At 69.3% G+C, this 17,041-nt stretch carries 15 protein-coding genes; 1 reads left to right on the forward strand and 14 read right to left on the reverse strand.

What is annotated here, in order from left to right; translation table 11 throughout:
* Positions 1-2: 2 nt before the first annotated feature.
* The 14 genes from ACWGI2_RS41705 to ACWGI2_RS41770 form a co-directional block, all read right to left on the reverse strand.
* Positions 3-1,073: a methyltransferase gene (locus ACWGI2_RS41705; protein WP_453701268.1), complete on the reverse strand. Its 1,071-nt coding sequence runs from the start codon at positions 1,071-1,073 to the stop codon at positions 3-5.
* An 83-nt stretch (positions 1,074-1,156) separates the two neighbouring features.
* Positions 1,157-2,743 (reverse strand): class I adenylate-forming enzyme family protein, encoded by a 1,587-nt coding sequence (locus ACWGI2_RS41710; RefSeq protein ID WP_453701270.1) that lies wholly within the window; start codon positions 2,741-2,743, stop codon positions 1,157-1,159.
* A 27-nt stretch (positions 2,744-2,770) separates the two neighbouring features.
* Positions 2,771-3,145, reverse strand: coding sequence for a DoxX family protein (locus tag ACWGI2_RS41715; RefSeq protein ID WP_453401042.1), 375 nt, complete (start codon positions 3,143-3,145; stop codon positions 2,771-2,773).
* Between the two features lie 42 nt (positions 3,146-3,187).
* Entirely contained in the window at positions 3,188-3,808 is a 621-nt protein-coding gene (gene wrbA, locus ACWGI2_RS41720) for an NAD(P)H:quinone oxidoreductase (protein ID WP_453401041.1), read from the reverse strand.
* 108 nt (positions 3,809-3,916) lie between these two features.
* Positions 3,917-4,912, reverse strand: coding sequence for a methyltransferase (locus ACWGI2_RS41725; protein WP_453701272.1), 996 nt, complete (start codon positions 4,910-4,912; stop codon positions 3,917-3,919).
* Positions 4,909-6,075, reverse strand: a complete 1,167-nt coding sequence (locus ACWGI2_RS41730) for a DegT/DnrJ/EryC1/StrS family aminotransferase (RefSeq protein WP_453701273.1) — start codon at positions 6,073-6,075, stop codon at positions 4,909-4,911. The genes ACWGI2_RS41725 and ACWGI2_RS41730 overlap by 4 nt, the downstream gene beginning before the upstream one ends.
* Complete coding sequence (locus ACWGI2_RS41735; RefSeq protein ID WP_453401038.1) at positions 6,072-6,632, reverse strand: cupin domain-containing protein; 561 nt, start codon at positions 6,630-6,632, stop codon at positions 6,072-6,074. Before ACWGI2_RS41735 ends, ACWGI2_RS41730 begins: the two co-directional genes overlap by 4 nt.
* A 63-nt stretch (positions 6,633-6,695) precedes the next feature.
* The gene (locus ACWGI2_RS41740; protein WP_453401037.1) at positions 6,696-7,766 is read right to left on the reverse strand and encodes a type III polyketide synthase; all 1,071 of its coding nucleotides are present in this window, start codon (positions 7,764-7,766) and stop codon (positions 6,696-6,698) included.
* A 506-nt stretch (positions 7,767-8,272) separates the two neighbouring features.
* The gene (locus ACWGI2_RS41745; protein ID WP_453701275.1) at positions 8,273-10,366 is read right to left on the reverse strand and encodes a condensation domain-containing protein; all 2,094 of its coding nucleotides are present in this window, start codon (positions 10,364-10,366) and stop codon (positions 8,273-8,275) included.
* A gap of 195 nt (positions 10,367-10,561) precedes the next feature.
* Positions 10,562-11,518: an aromatase/cyclase gene (locus ACWGI2_RS41750; protein WP_453401035.1), complete on the reverse strand. Its 957-nt coding sequence runs from the start codon at positions 11,516-11,518 to the stop codon at positions 10,562-10,564.
* A gap of 146 nt (positions 11,519-11,664) precedes the next feature.
* Positions 11,665-12,486 carry a BTAD domain-containing putative transcriptional regulator gene (locus ACWGI2_RS41755; protein ID WP_160502071.1) on the reverse strand — a complete coding sequence of 274 codons (822 nt, stop codon included), beginning with the start codon at positions 12,484-12,486 and terminating at the stop codon, positions 11,665-11,667.
* A gap of 124 nt (positions 12,487-12,610) precedes the next feature.
* Entirely contained in the window at positions 12,611-13,447 is an 837-nt protein-coding gene (locus ACWGI2_RS41760) for an AfsR/SARP family transcriptional regulator (protein WP_453701277.1), read from the reverse strand.
* Positions 13,448-13,745: 298 nt separating this feature from the next.
* Positions 13,746-15,338, reverse strand: a complete 1,593-nt coding sequence (locus ACWGI2_RS41765; RefSeq protein WP_453701279.1) for an acyl-CoA carboxylase subunit beta — start codon at positions 15,336-15,338, stop codon at positions 13,746-13,748.
* Between the two features lie 139 nt (positions 15,339-15,477).
* The gene (locus tag ACWGI2_RS41770) at positions 15,478-15,696 is read right to left on the reverse strand and encodes an acyl-CoA carboxylase subunit epsilon (RefSeq protein WP_453401033.1); all 219 of its coding nucleotides are present in this window, start codon (positions 15,694-15,696) and stop codon (positions 15,478-15,480) included.
* A gap of 223 nt (positions 15,697-15,919) precedes the next feature.
* Here ACWGI2_RS41770 and sigJ point away from each other — a divergent pair, with 223 nt between their 5' ends.
* A complete protein-coding gene (gene sigJ, locus ACWGI2_RS41775; RefSeq protein ID WP_453401032.1) occupies positions 15,920-16,849 on the forward strand; it encodes an RNA polymerase sigma factor SigJ in 930 nt (309 codons plus the stop codon).
* The last annotated feature ends 192 nt before the right edge of the window (positions 16,850-17,041 follow it).

Below are 17,041 nucleotides of genomic sequence, written 5' to 3' on the forward strand. Positions count from 1 at the left end.
GTTCACGCAACCTTCGTCGCGCTCAGGATGGCCTGAACGGGGATGACGTCCCGAGGGATGTCAGCGGCGTCCTTGGTGATCGCCTTCGTCACCTTGAACCCGCTCTCCTCCAGCCACTTCTGATAGGTCGACAGCTTCTGCGGTCCGCCCTGGCCCATCGCCGCGCCGATGAAGAAGGCGGGGAAGAAGTCGACGTTGTAGTTGTCGGTGTCCTTGATGTTCTCGGGGTACACCGGCACCAGGATGTTGACCTGCCCGCCCACCTCGAGCGCCTTGTTGACGCCTCCGAGGATCTTGAGCACGTCGTCCTTGTCGAACATGTCCAGGAAGTGCTTGATCAGTACGGTGTCGAAACCCTTGGGGATCTCGTCGAAGACGTTGCCGCCGATGAAGCTGAGGTGCTCGCCCAGGCCGTGGCTCCGGAAGTTCTCCAGCGCCTCGTTCTCCTTCTCCGGCAGGTCGAAGGTGGTGACCTTCAGTCCGGGGGAGGCCTTGTGCCGGTAGGTGTGGATCGCTCCGAGGCCCGTGTTGCCGGCCAGGTCGAGGACCTGGGCGCCGGCGGGTATGTCGACGTTGCCGAAGAACCAGGGGTCGATGTTGGCGGTGACGGTGTCCATCAGCTTGGACCAGGCGTCACGCAGATCCCGGTGGTCCGCCACCGCGTCGTACAAGGTGCCTTCGGCCCCGTAGAGCTCCTTGAGGCCGACGATCGTGCCGCTGCGCACGCTCTCGGTGAGGTAGAACAGCTGCCGCAGCGCCGTGACCTTGATGAGGTTCATGTACGCGAGCGCTCGCCGCAGGTCGCTCTCGGCGACGTCCGCGAGTGCGTCGAGGGTGTAGGCGCCCGAGTCCTCGTCGTACGCGATGAAGCTCTCCTTGACCAGCAGGAGAAGGAGCTGTTCCACGGCGTCCGGCTTGGCGCCGACGGCCTTGCCCAGCTCGTCCGCGGTCAGACCGGGGCTCTCCCGGAGCCGGTCGACGATGCCGAGCTCGAAGCAGGACAGCAGGCTCATGAACCGCGAGGGGCCCACCATGTATTCACGGAACCGCGCGAGTGTGGCATCTGACGTCATTGCAGTGATCCCTTTCGATGTGGTTGCCCGGCCGAGCCGTTCGAGAACGTGCTCAGGGCCATGGCCAGATGTGCATGAGCTCGTCAGGTCCTGTCTTCGAGCTGCTTCTGGAACCGGCTGGACAGCTCGGTCCGCTGCACCTTCAAGGTGGCGGTCCTGGGCAGTTCGGCCTGCGGAATCTGGACGGGGTCGGCCAGCTGGGGGAAGTCGGCGACGGCCGCGCGCCAGCGGGCACGGTCCAGTGGTTCGTCGTCGACGGTGCAGATCACGGGGATGGGTTCGGAGCCCGGGCCCTGCACCACGACCAGCTCGCTGAGCTCGTCGAGCTTGCTCAGTACGACGTCCTCGACCTCCAGGGAGCTGCGCACCCCGGGGATCATGTCGATCTCCCGGTCGAGCATGTGCAGACATCCGAGCTTGGTGCGGTAGCCGACGTCCCCGGTCCGCCACCAGTCGCCGTTGCGGTTGCTGTCGTAGCGGTCCTGCTCGGCGAAGTAGGTCTTCGCCAGGCCGTCCCACGCGACCTCGATGAAGCCGGGGGACTTCTCGCTCGGGGGCTGACCGCCCCGGCTCACCACCCGGATCCTCGCGGCGCCCTTCGGCATGGCCCAGCCGACGCAGCGTCCGTTCGCCTTGTGGGCGAAGTTACGGAAGTAGGCGCGGCCGACGGCCGGGCCGACCTCGCTCTGGCCGTAGATCTGGAAGAACAGGGCCCTTCGCCGGTTGGACGCCTTGAGCAGCTTGCTCATCGTCCCGGGGTGGATCGCGTCGAACGTACTGCTGAAGACCTTCACCGACCCGAACGGGGCGCGCGGGTCGTCGGCCAGCCCCTCCCACTCCATCAGTGAGTTGGGAAGCGCCTCGACGAGTGCCGGACGGTGCTTGATGAGCTGCTCGGCGACCTCGGCCGGATCCGACTCCCGCAGGAGCAGGACCGGCGACTCCCGCAGGAGCGCCAGAGATGTCGCCGCGACCATCCGCGAGTGCACGAAGGGGACGTGGATCGCGACGGTGTCCTTCTTGCGCATCAGGGAGAGGAGTCGCCACTGCGGGACGAGGCGCAGGCCCTGGGTGCGCGGAGTGTGCACCACGAGCTTGGGAATGCCGGTGGTGCCGGAGGTGTGGGTGATCACGGCGGCTTCGTCGATCGGCCGGATCACCGGCTTGACCCGCGGGGCGCCGGCGAGTTCGGCGAGCGAGACCGCGCCCGGCCGCTCTCCGTTCGCGGTGATGACTCGCTGGGTGAGGTCCGCGAGCGGTATCTCTGCCAGCAGGTCGATCTTGGTTCCGTCGGTGAGCAGGTTCGGCTGGTCCACCCGCTTGAGCAGGGCCGCGACGGTCTCGGGGTTCAGGGCGGGCGACAGCATCACGAGGACCGCGCCGATGCGGGCCGCGGCCGCGGCGAGCATCCAGATGTCGGCGTTGGCGGTCTTGTAGAGCGCGACGTGCTCGTCGGGCCGGACTCCGGCCGCCCACAGGCGGGCCGCCAGGTCGTCCACGTGCTCGGCGTACTGAGTGACCGTCAGGCGCCGTCCCGCCTTCGGCAGGACGTCGAGGTCGTGATCCAGCGTGATCGGCGTCGACGCGTTCACGGCCGCTGCCATCTCGGGCAGGAGACCGATGTGAAGCCCGCGTTTCTGTATCGATTTGTAGGCGATGGAGCCCTTCATGGGGACTTCTCCTTTTAGCGGTGAGCGTCAGAAGGAGTGGGGGCCGAAGCGGCCCCATGCCACAAAGCCCGCCACCAGGAGCAGGACGACGTTCACCACGATCGCCTGGGCCTCCTGCCTGCGGGAGTGGGTGATGGCCGCGCCGATCATCAGCAGCACCATGCCCGCGGCGGCCGACGGCACCAGAACCGGCGCGACGTCGAGCACGGCGGGCAGGATCAGGCCCACTCCGGCCAGCACTTCGAGGGCGCCGATGGCCTTGACGCCGCGGGCGTCGAAGTCCTCGACCCAGCCGAAGCCGGCCGCGGCCAGCTTCTCCGTGGGCTGGAGCAGCTTCATGGCGCCTCCGGCCAGGCTGGCTGCGCCCAGCACGACCGCGACGATCCACAGTGCGATGTTCACGAGAGTTCTCTCCTTGTATGGACGTGCACGGCGTGAGGGTCCTCAGGCGGTGGCGCGGCCGGCTTTGAGTGCGGCCGCGGTGTCCACGACGCGCCGAGCCTGGTGACGGGCTGCCGCCAAGGTCTCGTCGCTCGGTGCGCCCCGGCTCGCCACATGGGAAGTGCCGTAGGGATTACCGGACTTGAACTGGATGGGATCGGTGTAGCCGGGCGGCACGATGATGCCGCCCCAGTGGTAGAACGTGTTCGACAGCGCGAGGATGGTGGACTCCTGGCCGCCGTGCGGGGTGTTGCTCGCGGTGAAGGCGGAGCACACCTTGTCGGCGAGCTTCCCCTGGGCCCACAGGGGGCCCGTCGTCTCCAGGAACGCCCTCAGCTGGCTTGCCGGGTTGCCGAAACGGGTCGGGGTGCCGAGCAGCACGGCGTCGGCCCAGCCCAGGTCGTCGAGAACGGCCTCGGCGGTGTCGGCGCTGTCCTGTATGTGCTGGGCCCAGGCCGGGTTGGCGTTGATCGCCTCCGGCGGGGCCAGTTCGCGGACCTTGCGCAGGCGCACGGTCGCGCCGGCCTTCTCCGCCCCTTCGGCGGCGGCCTTGGCCAGGGCATGAACACTGCCCGTCGCGCTGTAGTAGACGATGGCCACGTTCACGGGTTCCACGGCGGGCATCCCTTCCTTGATGGAGTTCCATGTGCGCTACGGCCGGGCTCCGGGTCGACCAGGGGGACGCCGCCGGCCTGCGGGGCGCCCTCCGGTCGATGTCCGGCCCGCGCGCTGCTACCGGGCGACGACCAGCGTGGCGGGCGGTGCGGAGTGGAACGAGACGTCCTCGAAGCCGGCCTTGACGAGCCAGTCGCGGTAGTCGCTCTGCCGCCAGGTGCCGCCCTGCTGGCTCTTGAGCAGCATTTCCGACGCGAAGATCAGCGGGAAGGCCGGACCGCTGCGGTCGTCGTCGACGACGTAGTCGCAGATCACGACGGCGCCGCCGGGCTTGAGGGCTTCGCGGAGCCTGGTGAAGACCTCCACGTTCCCCTCGGGCCCTTCCTGGTGGGCGATGTGGGAGTACAGGGCGATGTCGTACTTCGCCGTGCCGAAGTCGGTGGTGTGGAAGTCACCGTCGATGCAGGTGAACCGGTCGGCCACCCCGCGCTCGGCAAGCAGCCTGCGGGCGATCGCGTTGATCGGCTCCCAGTCGAGCTGGGTCGAGCGGGCCGCCGGGTTGGCCTCCAGCCAGATGGCCGAGTAGATGCCCGAACCGCCGCCCACGTCGAGGATGGAGACCTCGCCCGCGTCGGCGAGCCGGAGCACCTCGGCGGCGATCGTCGCGGCGGGCACCGACTGCGCGGCGATCGCCGGGACGACCTCCTCCCAGTGCGGGTTGTCGGCCACTTCGGTCGTCGGGTCCGTCACCGGGCCACCGGCGCGGACCACGTCGGGCAGGGCGAGCAGGGCGCCCATGTGCTTCAGCTTGAGCTGGGCGAAACTGCTCAGGGAGGCGGGCTTGCCCTCGACGAGGTACGCGGAGGCCTCCGGCGTGTTGCGGTACCGGCCCGCGTGCAGTGCGACCAGACCCAGGCTGACGAGTCCGTCGAGGAGGGTCTGCGCGCCCCGCTCGGCGATGCCGGCGCGGGTGGCAAGATCCTCGGCCGTCTCCGCGCCGTTCTCGAGGTGGGTGAAGAGCGAGTGCGCGGCCGCGGCGCCGAGGACGCCGGTGGCCCAGTAGCCGTTGATCAGGCGCAGTACGCCGTCCGGTGCCGGCTGGTTGTCCGTCATGCGACCCCTCCTGGGATCAGGGTGGACGCCGAGTGGGTGCGCAGCGAGGCGCGCAGGGCGTCCACGACCCGCTCGACCTGGTTCTCGCTGAGTTCCGCGTGCATGGGTATGGCGAGGTTGCGCTGGAAGAGATCGGCCGACACCGGGCACTTGTGCTCCGACGCGAACACGGGCTGGACGTGCGTCGCCCATGTGCCGTGACCGCAGCCGATGCCCTGAGCGCGCAGGTCAGCGGCGACCGCGGCGCGGTCCACACTCGCGTCCAGCGTGACGACGTAGGACTGCCAGGCGTGAGTACGGTCCTCCGGAACATGAGGCACCGTCAGGAGGCTTTCGTCAGCCAGGAGTTGGCCATACTGCGCGGCGACGGTGTTGCGGCGTGCCAGCAGCTCGCCGATCCGGCCGATCTGCACCTGAAGGATGGCCGCGGCGATGTCGGACAGCTTGAAGTTGTACCCGACTTCGGTGAACTCCGGGATCGGCAGGCCGACGACCTGCGACTGGTCGAAGATGCTCCCGATGCCGAAGGACGACCGCAGTCGCGCGTCCGCCCCGATGGCCGGGTCGGCGGCCAGCAGGGCACCGCCCTCGCCGCTCGTGGCGCCCTTGCGTCCGTGGAAGGACAGACAGGCCACCTCGGCCAGCGCACCGGCCTCACGTCCCTGGTACGTGGCGCCCACCGCGCAGGCGGCGTCCTCGACCAGGAACAGGCCGTGGCGATCCGCGATCGCCTGCAACTGCGCGTAGTCCGCGGGCAGGCCGACGGTGTCCACGGCGATCACGCCCACGGTCCGCGGGCCGACCAGGTCCGCCACCGCCTGCGGGTCCACGGTGCCGGTGTCGGGGCGCACGTCGGCGAAGACCGGGACCGCGTCCAGGTACCGCACCGCGTGGGCGGGCGCCGGGAACGTGTAGTCGGCGACGATCACTTCGTCTCCGGCTTTGACGCCGAGCGCCATCAGGGCCAGGTGTAGCGCGGCCCCGCAGTTGCTCACCGCGACCGCGTCGCCCACGCCGTAGCGCTGCGCGAGCTGCGCCTCAAGGGCCTTGCCCTTCGGCCCCTGGCCGGCCGGCCACCCCGAGGCGAACACCTCGGCCACCGCCGCCAGTTCGCGCTCACCGAGGCTCGCGTGCACCAGGGGAATTGCGTCTGTCGCGTTCACCTGGCCTGCCCTCCGGTTCCGGCCGTCCGAGCGGCGTGGAGAGTGGGGGGCTCGTAGCGCAGCGGCGTGATCTGACTGACGTCATAGCGCCGACGCATCTCCTCGACGGCCTCGGGATCCACCGTCGGGGCCGAGAAGATCTCCACGATCTCCTCGAAGTAGTGCTCGTGGTCGGGCGAGGGGTAGCTCTGGAACAGCATGCGCGCCGGTTTGTCCGTGCCGTTCCTGAACGCGTGCGGCGTCCCCGGGGGAACGAACATGCAGCTGCCCTCGCCCGCGCGGACGACGTGGTCTCCGCCGGAGGACTCCCAGTCCTGCCAGCTCTCCTCGGTACGTTTGGTCGGCTCGAACGCCAGGAGATCCAGCTCGCCCTCCAGAACGTAGAAGAACTCCTGGGAATGGTTGTGCACATGAGCACCGACATCGAATCCGGGCGGTACGACCACCTCGAATATCGATATGGAGGAGCCGTGCGCCTCAGTGGCCTTGAAGGTCACTTCCTGCGCAGGCGTGATCAGCTTTCGGCCCTGACCCGGCGGGACGATGAGGCCAGTCATTCGGTCACTTCCTTTTCCGTTCGAGATTTCGCTCGGAGGTGGGCGACGGTCGCTTCGCCGGCCTCAATCGATGATTCGCGACGCGTCGCCGCTGTTCCATGTGCCCAATGCCATCTCGGCGGTGATTCCGGGACCGAAGCCCGCTATCAGGCCCCTGGCTTCGAGCATCGGGGTGTCCTCTTCGAACAGCCTGAGTGCGGCGTCGAGTACGACAGCGCTCGCGATGTTCCCGTATTCGGTCAGGGTCGCCCTGCTGTGCCGGAACACCTTGCGGTCGACGTCGAGGAACTTGGCGAGGTCGTTCAGGATGCGGGGGCCCCCGGCGTGAACGATGTAGAAGTCGAGGTTGCCCGCGTCCCACTGGTGGCTCGCGGCGAACTCCCGCAGCACGGGGGCCAGCGGTTCCATGGTGCCCGGCACCCGGCGGTCCAGCTGGAAGTGGAAGCCGGTGTCCCGCACGGCGTAGGAGATCCAGTCCTCGGTGTTCGGGATGAGGTAGGCGGAGTTGCGCTCCAGCTCGATCCCGGTTCCGCCGCTGCCCCGGACCACGGCGGCCGCGACCGCGTCACCGAACAGCCCGTCGGACAGCAGCGAACCGATGTCGTCCTCGTCGGGCTGGTAGCACAGCGAGCACAACTCGCACGAGACGATCAGGACGTTGGTGCCGGGGTGCGCCGCGCAGAAGTCGTGGGCCCTGTTGATCGCTGCCCCACCCGCGGCGCACCCCAACTGCGCGATGGGTATCTGCCGGGTGTCGCTCCTGAATCCCATGCGGTTGATCAGCCACGCGGTCAGTGACGGCATGAGGAATCCGGTGCACGACACGTAGATGATGGCGTCGATGTCCTTCGCCGTCACTTCGGCGTTTTCCAGGGCTTGTTCGACGACTTCGGGGCACCGCTTCTTGGATTCGATCTCGTAGATGCGGTTGCGCTCGGTCAGTCCCGGGTGCTGGAGCGTCTTCTCGATGGGCTGCACGATATGCCGCTTCAACACCCCCGTGTTCCGAATCAGGCGAAGCGCCAGCGGGAGCTGCGGCTTCCCGGCGTGGACCCTTTCGGCGAATGCGAGGGTCTCTTCCGCTGTGATGACGTATTCCGGCACTCTCACCGAGGGCTTGCAAAGCCTTGGCATATCGGAGTCCACTTTCTCTAGAGTCCGGCTTCGGACCCGTTCCGTTGTGCGGATCAGGGCACGGATGCCGGTGGAGGTGTCGCGCGGATGGACTGCCAGGTCTGGGGTGGGCACGTTGCAGCCGGCGCCGACCTGTCCAGTACGGCGGAAGTGGTGTGAGTCGACGATCGTCGGACACAGCCCCGGAGCGGGGGGACTCCCCTGCCGAAACGGTGGGCTGTGGAGCGCGCCTGGGCGCTCATGCTTCACCGCCGCCCGGGGGAAGCATCGAAAAACAGAACAACCCCGCTGCCGTTTTCGGGCAGGGGGGAAGTGCGGAAATCGTGACACGGCAGTTGCCGCCGAGCCAAGAACCCTTCGAAGTGACTTGGGTCACGTTACGCAGCGTCGCGCGGGGCGAGGCCTCTGACGTGGGCCATCTGCCGCACAGGCGGGCCTGGTTCGACGAGGAGTCGGTGAACTCGCGTACTGGTGCGGGGAGTTGGAGCGTAGCGAGCCGCTCTGTCCTAGGCCTGCCGGGCCGCGGCGGCGAGCGCACGTGCCAAGTCGTGCACCCTGCCGTCACCGCCATCACGGCCGTCACGGCCGTCACCACCCGCGCCGAGCACCACCAGCGGCGCTCTGCCCCCGTGCGCCGCGACGTGCCGGGCGAGTTGGCAGGCGAGGGCTCCGGCCCCGGAGAATCCGCCCAGGACCAGGCGCCCGCCCGCGGCGAGCAGCGGCCGCAGAGCCGCCGCGGCCCCGGGCACCCTGGCCGGGTCCACCCGCAGCACGGTGACCGCCTCGGGCCCCTGGTACCACCGGGCCAGCGCGGCATGGCTCCGGTCAGGTGCCCCGGGCGGTGCGATCAGGCACACGGCCCCGGCGCCCGGGCGGGCCGCCTCGCGCAACCACACCAGGCGTTGGGTGTCCTGGCCCGCGGGGTGCTCGTGCAGGCGCGGTACGTCGGCCCCGGCAAGGCACCCCAGCGCCTCGGCGACGGTGGTCGAGTGTTCGACGCCGTCGGGCAGTTCGCGCAGCAGCCGGGCGCTGTGGGCGAGCATCCCCCTCGCGTGGTCGTCGCGCAGCCGCCCGCGGTCGTGGACCGCGGTCAGGAGGAGTCCGCCCCGGCTGTCGAACCGGGCGACGACACTCATCGCGAACGCGGTGCCCCCGCCCGCCGGGTCGACGTCCGCCACCTCGACGCCCTGCGCGGCGAGTTCCGGGCTCAGCCCCTTCAGCGGGCTCAGCCGGTGCTCGAAGGAGATCAGCGTTTCGGCAGGCGCCGCGTCAGCGTCGTACCCGAGCCACTCCCTGACCTGCCCGGCAGTGACCCACTCGTGCTCGGCCATGCCCAGGTACCGGTCGCGTACCGCCCGCAGCAGAGCGGGCACCGTGCCCGCCGGGTCCACTTCGAGGGCCATCGGCAGCGGATTGTCGAAGGGCCCGGGGACGTACGCGATGCCTTCCATCGGGATGCCACGGCCGGACACGCTGACGTTGAAGCTCACCGGGGCCGGGCCACGGGCCGCGATGTCCGAACGGAAGAGGATCATCGCCCAGACCGCCTGCAGCGCGCTGCTCTCCGTGGCCCCCCACTGTGCCGCCCACTCCGCGAGGCGCGTCGTCTCGGTACGGGTGAGCCGGACCTGGCAGCGGCCCGTGCCGTCCCGGCCGGTGAGGGTGCCGGGATTGGCGCGGGGCAGGCCCGGAGTCAGGTCGCCGCCCGTGCGGGTCCAGAAGTCCCGGGCCGGTGCCGGGTCTTGTGCGTCCAGCCAGCGCCGGTAGTCCCGCAGGTCGGGGCGGCGCTCGCCGCCGCGTGAGGGTGCCTCGGCGAGGTAGCCGCGGTAGAACTCCCGCGCCAGCAGGCCCACGCTTCCGCTGTCGAGCAGGCCACGGTGGTAGGTGAGTACGACGTCCGTGGGCGGGACATGGCCCGGGGGTGCCTGCTGCGGTGCCCCGTCCAGGAGGGCGAATCGAAGCAGCCCTGGCCGGCTCAGGTCGAAGCCGCGCGCCCGCTCCTGATCCATGAGGGCCTGTCGGGTGAGGGTGCCGTAGGCGTGGCGTACGACGTCGGGGTGAGCGCGGGCGTGCAGGGCGACCCGGGGTTGGGGGTCCCAGACGAACGCCGCGCGCAGCACCGCCTCGTGGTCGAAGACGCGTCGCCACGCGGCGGTGAACCGGGCGGTGTCCAGCGGGCCGTGCCACCGCCAGGAGAGCTGCCCGACCTGCTGGTGAGGGCGGTGCGCGGCGCCGGTGAGGAGCTCCCGCTGGAGAGGGGTGAGTGCCAGCGGCTCCGGCAGGTCCGTGACCGACCACCGCCGAGTGGGCCCGCCGGCCGGCCCGGGTGCGCGGGCGGCGGCGGTGAGCATGTCGGCGAGGACGCCTACGGGGTAGGGCGCCGCGAGTTCGAGGGAATGGTGACCGGGGCCGTGCCTCTCGATCCGGGGGTGCACCTCGCGCAGCTCGGGCCGGTCGACGGCGACGCGGGCGAGGGCGGCGTCGAGGAGCAACGGGTCGAGCGGGCCGTGCAGTTCGAGCGTGGTCTGGTCCCCCTGCTCGGCGCCGTGCAGGGCGAGCACCGCGGTCACCGAACCGGTCACGTCGCGTGTGACGGTCATCGTCTCTTCGGGGCCCATGCCCTCGCGCGGGACGAAGGCGCGGACCCCACCCCCCTCTCCTGCGGGTGCGGCGGTCTCACGACGGCCTGCCGGGGAGCAGGCCGGTGGGGATGTCCCATGCAAGAGGCAGCCACCGGAGCCTTGCTCGAAGGATCGCGGTCGGCCGATCGAGAGGCGGCCCCACAACTCCGGGCGTCAGAGCACGCGTACGGCCGACTCGGCGTGTTTGCGGGCCGAGTACAGCGTCTGCAGGCTTTCGTCGCCCAGCTCCTGACGCACCCGGCGGCGGGCGTCGTCGAGGGTGGCTCCCGCGCCGAGCACGTGCTCGATGTCCTGCTCCCGCAGCACGACGTGGTGCTGGGACGTCACGGTGACGCCCTCCTCGTCGGAGACGACCGACCACTCGCCGCAGTGCGCCGCGAGCAGCTTCCTGGGCGTCGTCTCCTTGTGCACGATGCGTCCGGCGTGCGGGAAACACAGCCGCACGGACGCGATGTCATGGACGGCGCCGTCGGCGGCGTTGACCTCCATGGCGACCTTCTGGACGCCGACTTGGGGCTCGTCCAGGCTGACCCGGCGCACGTGGGAGAGCTGTCCGGGCCAGCTCTCCACGTCGTAGAGGAAGCTGTGCACCAGCTCGGCGGGCCCCTTGACGCGCATCGACTCCTCGAACGACAGGAGCAGTTCGTCGAGCCGCGTCCAGCGCTCCGCCAGGAACCTCAGGTGTTGCAGGTCGGAGCGGTTGGTCTCGGCGACGTTCCACTCCAGCCACTCCATGTTGTCGCGGCGGCCGTCCAGGGGGGTGAACTCGTGGTCCACGGTCAGCCGGCAGCGGTCGGGGCCGAGGGGCTGCACGGAGAACGTGCCGCCCATCGACGCCGCGGGCTCCATGATCCGGTCCTGGTGGAAGGAGAGCGAGCGCCGCGCGGAGTCCTGCACGCGGGCCGACGTCCAGGACTTGACCTGCCCGCCGGCGAGGGCCCAGACCCGCAGTCGTTCGCGGGGGCCGCAGAAGTCGAGCCGTTCCACGTACACGTTCGACGGAAAGTACAACGGCCGGTGCTCGGCATCGACGAGCAACGTGTAGACGACTCCTGCGGGTGCCGCCACATCGACGGTGTGTGAAAGACGGCGTACACGCTCACCCGGCACCGGGACCACCTTCTCTCATCGGACAGGCCGCCCGACTGTGATGGGTGCGGGGCACGCGGTCGTGCCTGGCAGACGGCGGCAGTCAGCAGAGCCTGCCCGGCGTCACTCGACCCCCGGACGTGTACGGCTCAAGTCCGCCTCGGGCCTCAGGCGGCGTAGAGGTCGAAGGTCGAGCCGCGCCGCGGTCCCGCGGCGACGTCCAGCTTGGGGTCGACGGCGAGTATGGCCTGGTGCAGCCGCTGTACCTGCGGCGAGGGCTCGACGCCGAGCCCTTCGATCAGCCGGATGCGCAGCTTGCGGTAGACCTCGAGTGCCGACGCTTGGCGCCCCGACCGGTACAGCGCGACCATGGCCTGCGAATGCAGCCCTTCGTGATGGGGGTGACGGGCCGTCAGTTCCGTTAATTCCGCGATGAGTTCGGAGTGCCGCCCGAGCCGCAGATCAGCGTCGATCCGCCACTCGACGGTGCCGAGGCGGCTCTCCTCCAAGCGCATGACCTCGATCTCCAGGATCGGCCCGACCCGTACGTCGACCAGCGCGGGCCCGCGCCAGAGCGCGAGCGCCTGCCGGAAGCGATCGGCCGCGGTGACGTCGTCCCCGGCGTCGCAGGCGGTCCGACCCTCCGCGACCATGCGCTCGTACTGGTGCACGTCCACGCTCTCGGCCGGTATCTGCATCAGATAGCCGCCGTGCCGCGTGGCGAGCACCTCCTTGGCGGTGTGGGGGGAATCGGGCCCCATCGCGGTACCGAGGTGCCGGCGCAGGTGAAGAATGTAGGTCTGCAGGGTGGTGAGCGCGCTCTGCGGCGGCTCGACCCCCCAGATCTCCTCCATGAGCGTGGAGACGGGCATCGCCCGTCCGGGATAGAGGGAGAGCAGGGAGAGAATCTGCCGCGGCTTGCCCGCTGTCGGAACGATCGATTCCCCGTTCACCTCAGCCCTCAACGCACCCAGAACGTGAATTTTCACGAGTCTCCTCACCGGGCCTCGATATGCGGACGACGCAGAAACTACGCATCGGGGCCCGGGACTGCGGGCGAGCGCGCCGACGTATCAGAGAAGGGACGTATCAGAGAAGGAAGGCGTGATCGGCTCAACGCACGGGAACGAGCCGCTCCTTGGTGGCATCGGCATCGGACTCCGCCGCGGGCCCGTCATCGGCCGCGAGAATGGACTGCTGCAGCCGACGCAGCCCCGCGGACGGCTCCAGACCGATGTCACGTACGAGCGTGGCGCGCAGCCGCTGATAGACGTCCAGGGCCTCGCTGCGCCGCCCGGAGCGGTACAGCGCGAGCATGAACTGGGCGTGCAGGCTCTCGTGCGTGCGGTAGCGGTTCACCAGAATGGTCAGTTCGGCCAGCACCTCACGATGCCGCCCCAGCCGCAGGTCGGCCTCGATGCGCTGTTCAAGCGCACACAGCCGGCTCTCGTCGAGGCGCTGGATCTCCATCTCCAGCTGCGGCCCGGCCTGCACGTCCGCGAAGGCGGTGCCGAACCACAGCATCAGCGCCTCCCGCAGCTGCCGTGCGGCACCGGCGAAGTCGCCCGCGTCCATGGCCCGGTATCCCATGCCCGCAAGACGCTCGAACGTGCGCACGTCGCTGCGCCCGTCACCGCTGGACAGCAGGTAGCCACCGGGCATCGTCACCAGTACGTCCTTGGCGGCGGGGCGCTCATCCTCCCCGCCATCGCCCTTCTCCAGAGCCGCGGCGATGAGTTCACGCAGCTGAAGGACGTAAGTCTGCAGTGTCGTACGGCCGCTGCGCGGCGGCGTGTCGCCCCAGAGCTCCTCCATCAGGGAGGAGACGGGCACCATCCGGTCGGCGTGCAGGGCCAGCAGGGCCAGAACCTGCCGTGGTTTGGGGGCCGTTGGCGTGATGGACGTTCCGTTCTCCCGCACCGACAACGAGCCAAGCACTTCGATGTCCACAGCGTCTCTCCCCTGTACCTGGACGATGCCGCTAGCGGGGCGGCCCCCCTACCGCACATAGATTCAATTGGCTCCGGGGCGTCCTGTCAATACAAAACCGGATAGCTGGTTTCTATTCACGAACCAGCCACTCGTCGGCAGCCGTGCGCCCATGAGCGCGGCCCCAGGGGATGAACCCCTGCCCAGGGCGCCTCCGGGGAGGGGAGAGCACCCCTTTCAAGCCGACCCCGAGCCTCCATCTGGCCCAAAAAACAGCGAAGTTGGATTGTTTCCGGGAAGTGTCGGGCGTCCGGTGGGTCTACTGCGGGGGGTTGCCGTGCTTGCGCGACGGCAGATCCGCGTGCTTGTTGCGCAGCATCTCCAGCGTGGAGGCGAGGACCCGGCGGGTCTCGGCGGGGTCGATCACGTCGTCGACCAGGCCACGTTCGGCGGCGTAGTAGGGGTGCATGAGCTCGGCCTTGTACTCCTTGACCATCTTCTGCCGCATGGCCTCGGGGTCCTCGGCCGCGGCGATCTGCCGGCGGAAGATGACGTTGGCAGCGCCCTCGGCGCCCATCACCGCGATCTCGTTCGTCGGCCAGGCATAGGTCAGGTCGGCGCCGATGGACTGGCTGTCCATGACGATGTACGCGCCTCCGTACGCCTTGCGCAGGATCAGCGAGATACGGGGCACGGTGGCGTTGCAGTACGCGTACAGGAGCTTCGCGCCGTGCCGGATGATCCCGCCATGCTCCTGGTCCACGCCCGGCAGGAAGCCCGGCACGTCCAGGAGCGTGATGATCGGGATGTTGAACGCGTCGCACATCTGGACGAAGCGCGCCGCCTTCTCGGAGGCCTCGATGTCCAGGACCCCGGCGAGGGACTGCGGCTGGTTCGCCACGATGCCGACGACCCGCCCGTCGAGTCGGGCCAGTGCGCAGACGATGTTGCGGGCCCAGCGCTCGTGGACCTCCAGGTATTCGCCGTCGTCGACGAGCTCCTCGATGACCTTGGCCATGTCGTACGGACGGTTACCGTCCGCCGGAACCAGATCGAGCAGCACGTCCGAGCGGCGGTCCGCCGGGTCTCCCGACCGCGCGACGGGCGGATTCTCGCGGTTGTTCTGCGGAAGCATCGACAGCAGATAGCGGACTTCGGCGAGGCAGGTCTCCTCGTCGTCGTACGCGAAGTGGCAGACACCGCTCGTCTCCGCGTGGACGTCGGCGCCGCCGAGCCCGTTCTGGGTGATCTCCTCGCCGGTCACCGCACGCACCACGTCCGGGCCGGTGATGAACATCTGCGAGGTCTCGCGGACCATGAACACGAAGTCCGTCAGGGCGGGCGAGTATGCGGCGCCGCCCGCGCACGGGCCGAGCATCACGCTGATCTGCGGGATGACGCCGGAAGCCTTGGTGTTGCGCTGGAAGATCCCGCCGTACCCGGCGAGCGCGGAGACGCCCTCCTGGATACGGGCTCCCGCGCCGTCGTTCAGGGAGACCAGCGGCGCACCGGCCGCGATGGCCATGTCCATGATCTTGTGGATCTTCGTGGCGTGCGCCTCGCCCAGCGCGCCGCCGAAGATGCGGAAGTCATGGGCGTACACGAAGACCGTACGGCCCTCCACCGTGCCCCAGCCGGTGATGACACCGTCGGTGTACGGCTTCTTCGCCTCCAGGCCGAAACCGGTCGCCCGGTGCCGGCGCAACTGCTCGACCTCCTGGAACGACCCCGCGTCCAAAAGCAGCTCGATCCGCTCACGCGCGGTCAGCTTCCCCTTCGCGTGCTGGGCCTCGGTCGCCTTCTCACTGGGCCCCGCCTCGGCGCGCGCACGGAGTGCCTCCAACTCGGCCACGCGGCCCCGCGCACCGGCCTCCCCCGCTTCGAGCGCAGAGGGCTCCACCACCATCGTCATGACAGTCACCTTCCTGTGGGCGGCGCGGGCCGGGCCGGAAGGACCGTATGCGCCGACAACCAACCGCATGTACGGTTTTCTTCGTGGGCGTGAGGCAGGAGAGGAGGCCGGTCATCCCGTTCGCCAGCCGCGGGAGGTGTCATCTCCAGCTGTGCGGGGCCTGGTAGGCGCTGGTGCGTTCCCTTCGGCGCCAGAGGGCAACGGATCGTCCCCCGCTCTCCTCTTCCTCGTCTTCCTCGGTCTCCCTTTGCCCGGCGGCCAGGGAAAGGAGGGTCACGGCGACTGCGGCCAGTTCTTCTTCAGTGGCCTGACCACGCTCGATTCTGAGCAGAGCGTCCTTGCTTTCGGCACCGTCCACGAGATCTCCCTCCCTTTACTCTCCGGATCACCGTCGGCCTCGGCACTCAACTCGGACTCGGCTTTTCCTGGAGCTCCAGGGCGGTAGACGCAGAAATCGACCAGAACGCGGTGTGCAACGTCGGAACTCCGATGTTGCACACCGGACCCAGCGGTGAGAATCAGTAGGTTTTCGGAACTGTGCGCAGGTCAGGGCGTGATGGCAAGAAAGGGAAAGGGCGACAGTGAGCACACAGTCAGAGCAGGAAGAGAATCAGATCGACGCGGGGCTGAGTGCGGTCCTGAGTGAACGGCGTCAACTGATCAACCTCGCCTACCGACTGCTCGGATCCGTGGCCGATGCCGAGGACGTCGTGCAGGAGACGTACGTGCGCTGGTACGCCATGTCGCGACAGCAGCAGGAGGAGATCGCGTCCCCCGGCGCCTGGCTGACCAAGGTCGCAGGCCGTATCTGCCTCGACCTGCTCGGCTCCGCGCGAGCCAAGCGGGAACGGTACGTGGGCGAATGGGTACCGGAGCCCCTGCCCGACCGCATGGAGTGGATCAGCGGCCGGTCGGGCAGCGCCGCCGACCCGGCCGACCGGGTCACCCTCGACGAGTCGGTCAGCATGGCCTTCCTCGTCGTGCTCGACTCGATGACCCCGGCCGAGCGCGTCGTGTTCGTCCTTCACGACGTCTTCCACTACTCGTTCGTGGAAGTGGCGGAGATCGTCGGCCGTACGCCGGCGGCGTGCCGCAAGCTGGCCTCCTCGGCCCGCCACCGCGTGCACGCGCAGCGTGCGCCCGCGACCGCGACCCCTCAACGTGCCGGCATGGTCAGGGACTTCAGGCAGGCGTGGGAGGCCCAGGACATCGAGGCCCTCATCGGTCTCCTCGACCCCGACGCCACGACGGTCACCGACGGCGGCGGCGTCGTCGGCGCCCATCTCCAGCCCATCGAGGGCGGCGAGCAGGTCGCCCGCTTCTTCGTCAACGCCGCCGAGAACGCCCCCGACCTGACGATCGTGGAGTCCAAGGTCAACGGCCAGCCCGGGTTGGTGCTTCAACGCGGGGGCGTCACCGTGTCCGTGCTGGCGTTCGACATGGCAGGGGATCGGATCAAGCACATCTGGGCGGTGCTCAACCCCGACAAGCTCCGGCCGTGGACAGGCTGACGAGCGACACAGCGATGCCCTGGGCTCCGGTGTGTGGTGCCCAGGGCATCGGTGGTGCTGGTGTCCGCCGACGTCACCAGCGGGTGGGGTGGGGTGTGGGTCAGCCGAACTGGCCGGGCGTGTAGTTGCCGCCGGTCTGGCCGGTGATGACGCCGAGCCGGTTGCTGGCGTTGATCAGGGAGATGAGGCAGG

The sequence above is a fragment of the Streptomyces sp. NPDC054866 genome, from assembly GCF_053610745.1.

What these genes read in the sequence shown, in the direction of transcription:
- ACWGI2_RS41740 (WP_453401037.1), bottom strand. Translation starts at nt 7,766, where the DNA reads ATGCCAAGGCTTTGCAAGCCCTCGGTGAGAGTGCCGGAATACGTCATC.
- wrbA (WP_453401041.1), bottom strand. Translation starts at nt 3,808, where the DNA reads ATGCCCGCCGTGGAACCCGTGAACGTGGCCATCGTCTACTACAGCGCG.
- ACWGI2_RS41725 (WP_453701272.1), bottom strand. Translation starts at nt 4,912, where the DNA reads ATGACGGACAACCAGCCGGCACCGGACGGCGTACTGCGCCTGATCAAC.
- ACWGI2_RS41710 (WP_453701270.1), bottom strand. Translation starts at nt 2,743, where the DNA reads ATGAAGGGCTCCATCGCCTACAAATCGATACAGAAACGCGGGCTTCAC.
- ACWGI2_RS41765 (WP_453701279.1), bottom strand. Translation starts at nt 15,338, where the DNA reads ATGACGATGGTGGTGGAGCCCTCTGCGCTCGAAGCGGGGGAGGCCGGT.
- ACWGI2_RS41745 (WP_453701275.1), bottom strand. Translation starts at nt 10,366, where the DNA reads ATGACCGTCACACGCGACGTGACCGGTTCGGTGACCGCGGTGCTCGCC.
- ACWGI2_RS41705 (WP_453701268.1), bottom strand. Translation starts at nt 1,073, where the DNA reads ATGACGTCAGATGCCACACTCGCGCGGTTCCGTGAATACATGGTGGGC.
- ACWGI2_RS41735 (WP_453401038.1), bottom strand. Translation starts at nt 6,632, where the DNA reads ATGACTGGCCTCATCGTCCCGCCGGGTCAGGGCCGAAAGCTGATCACG.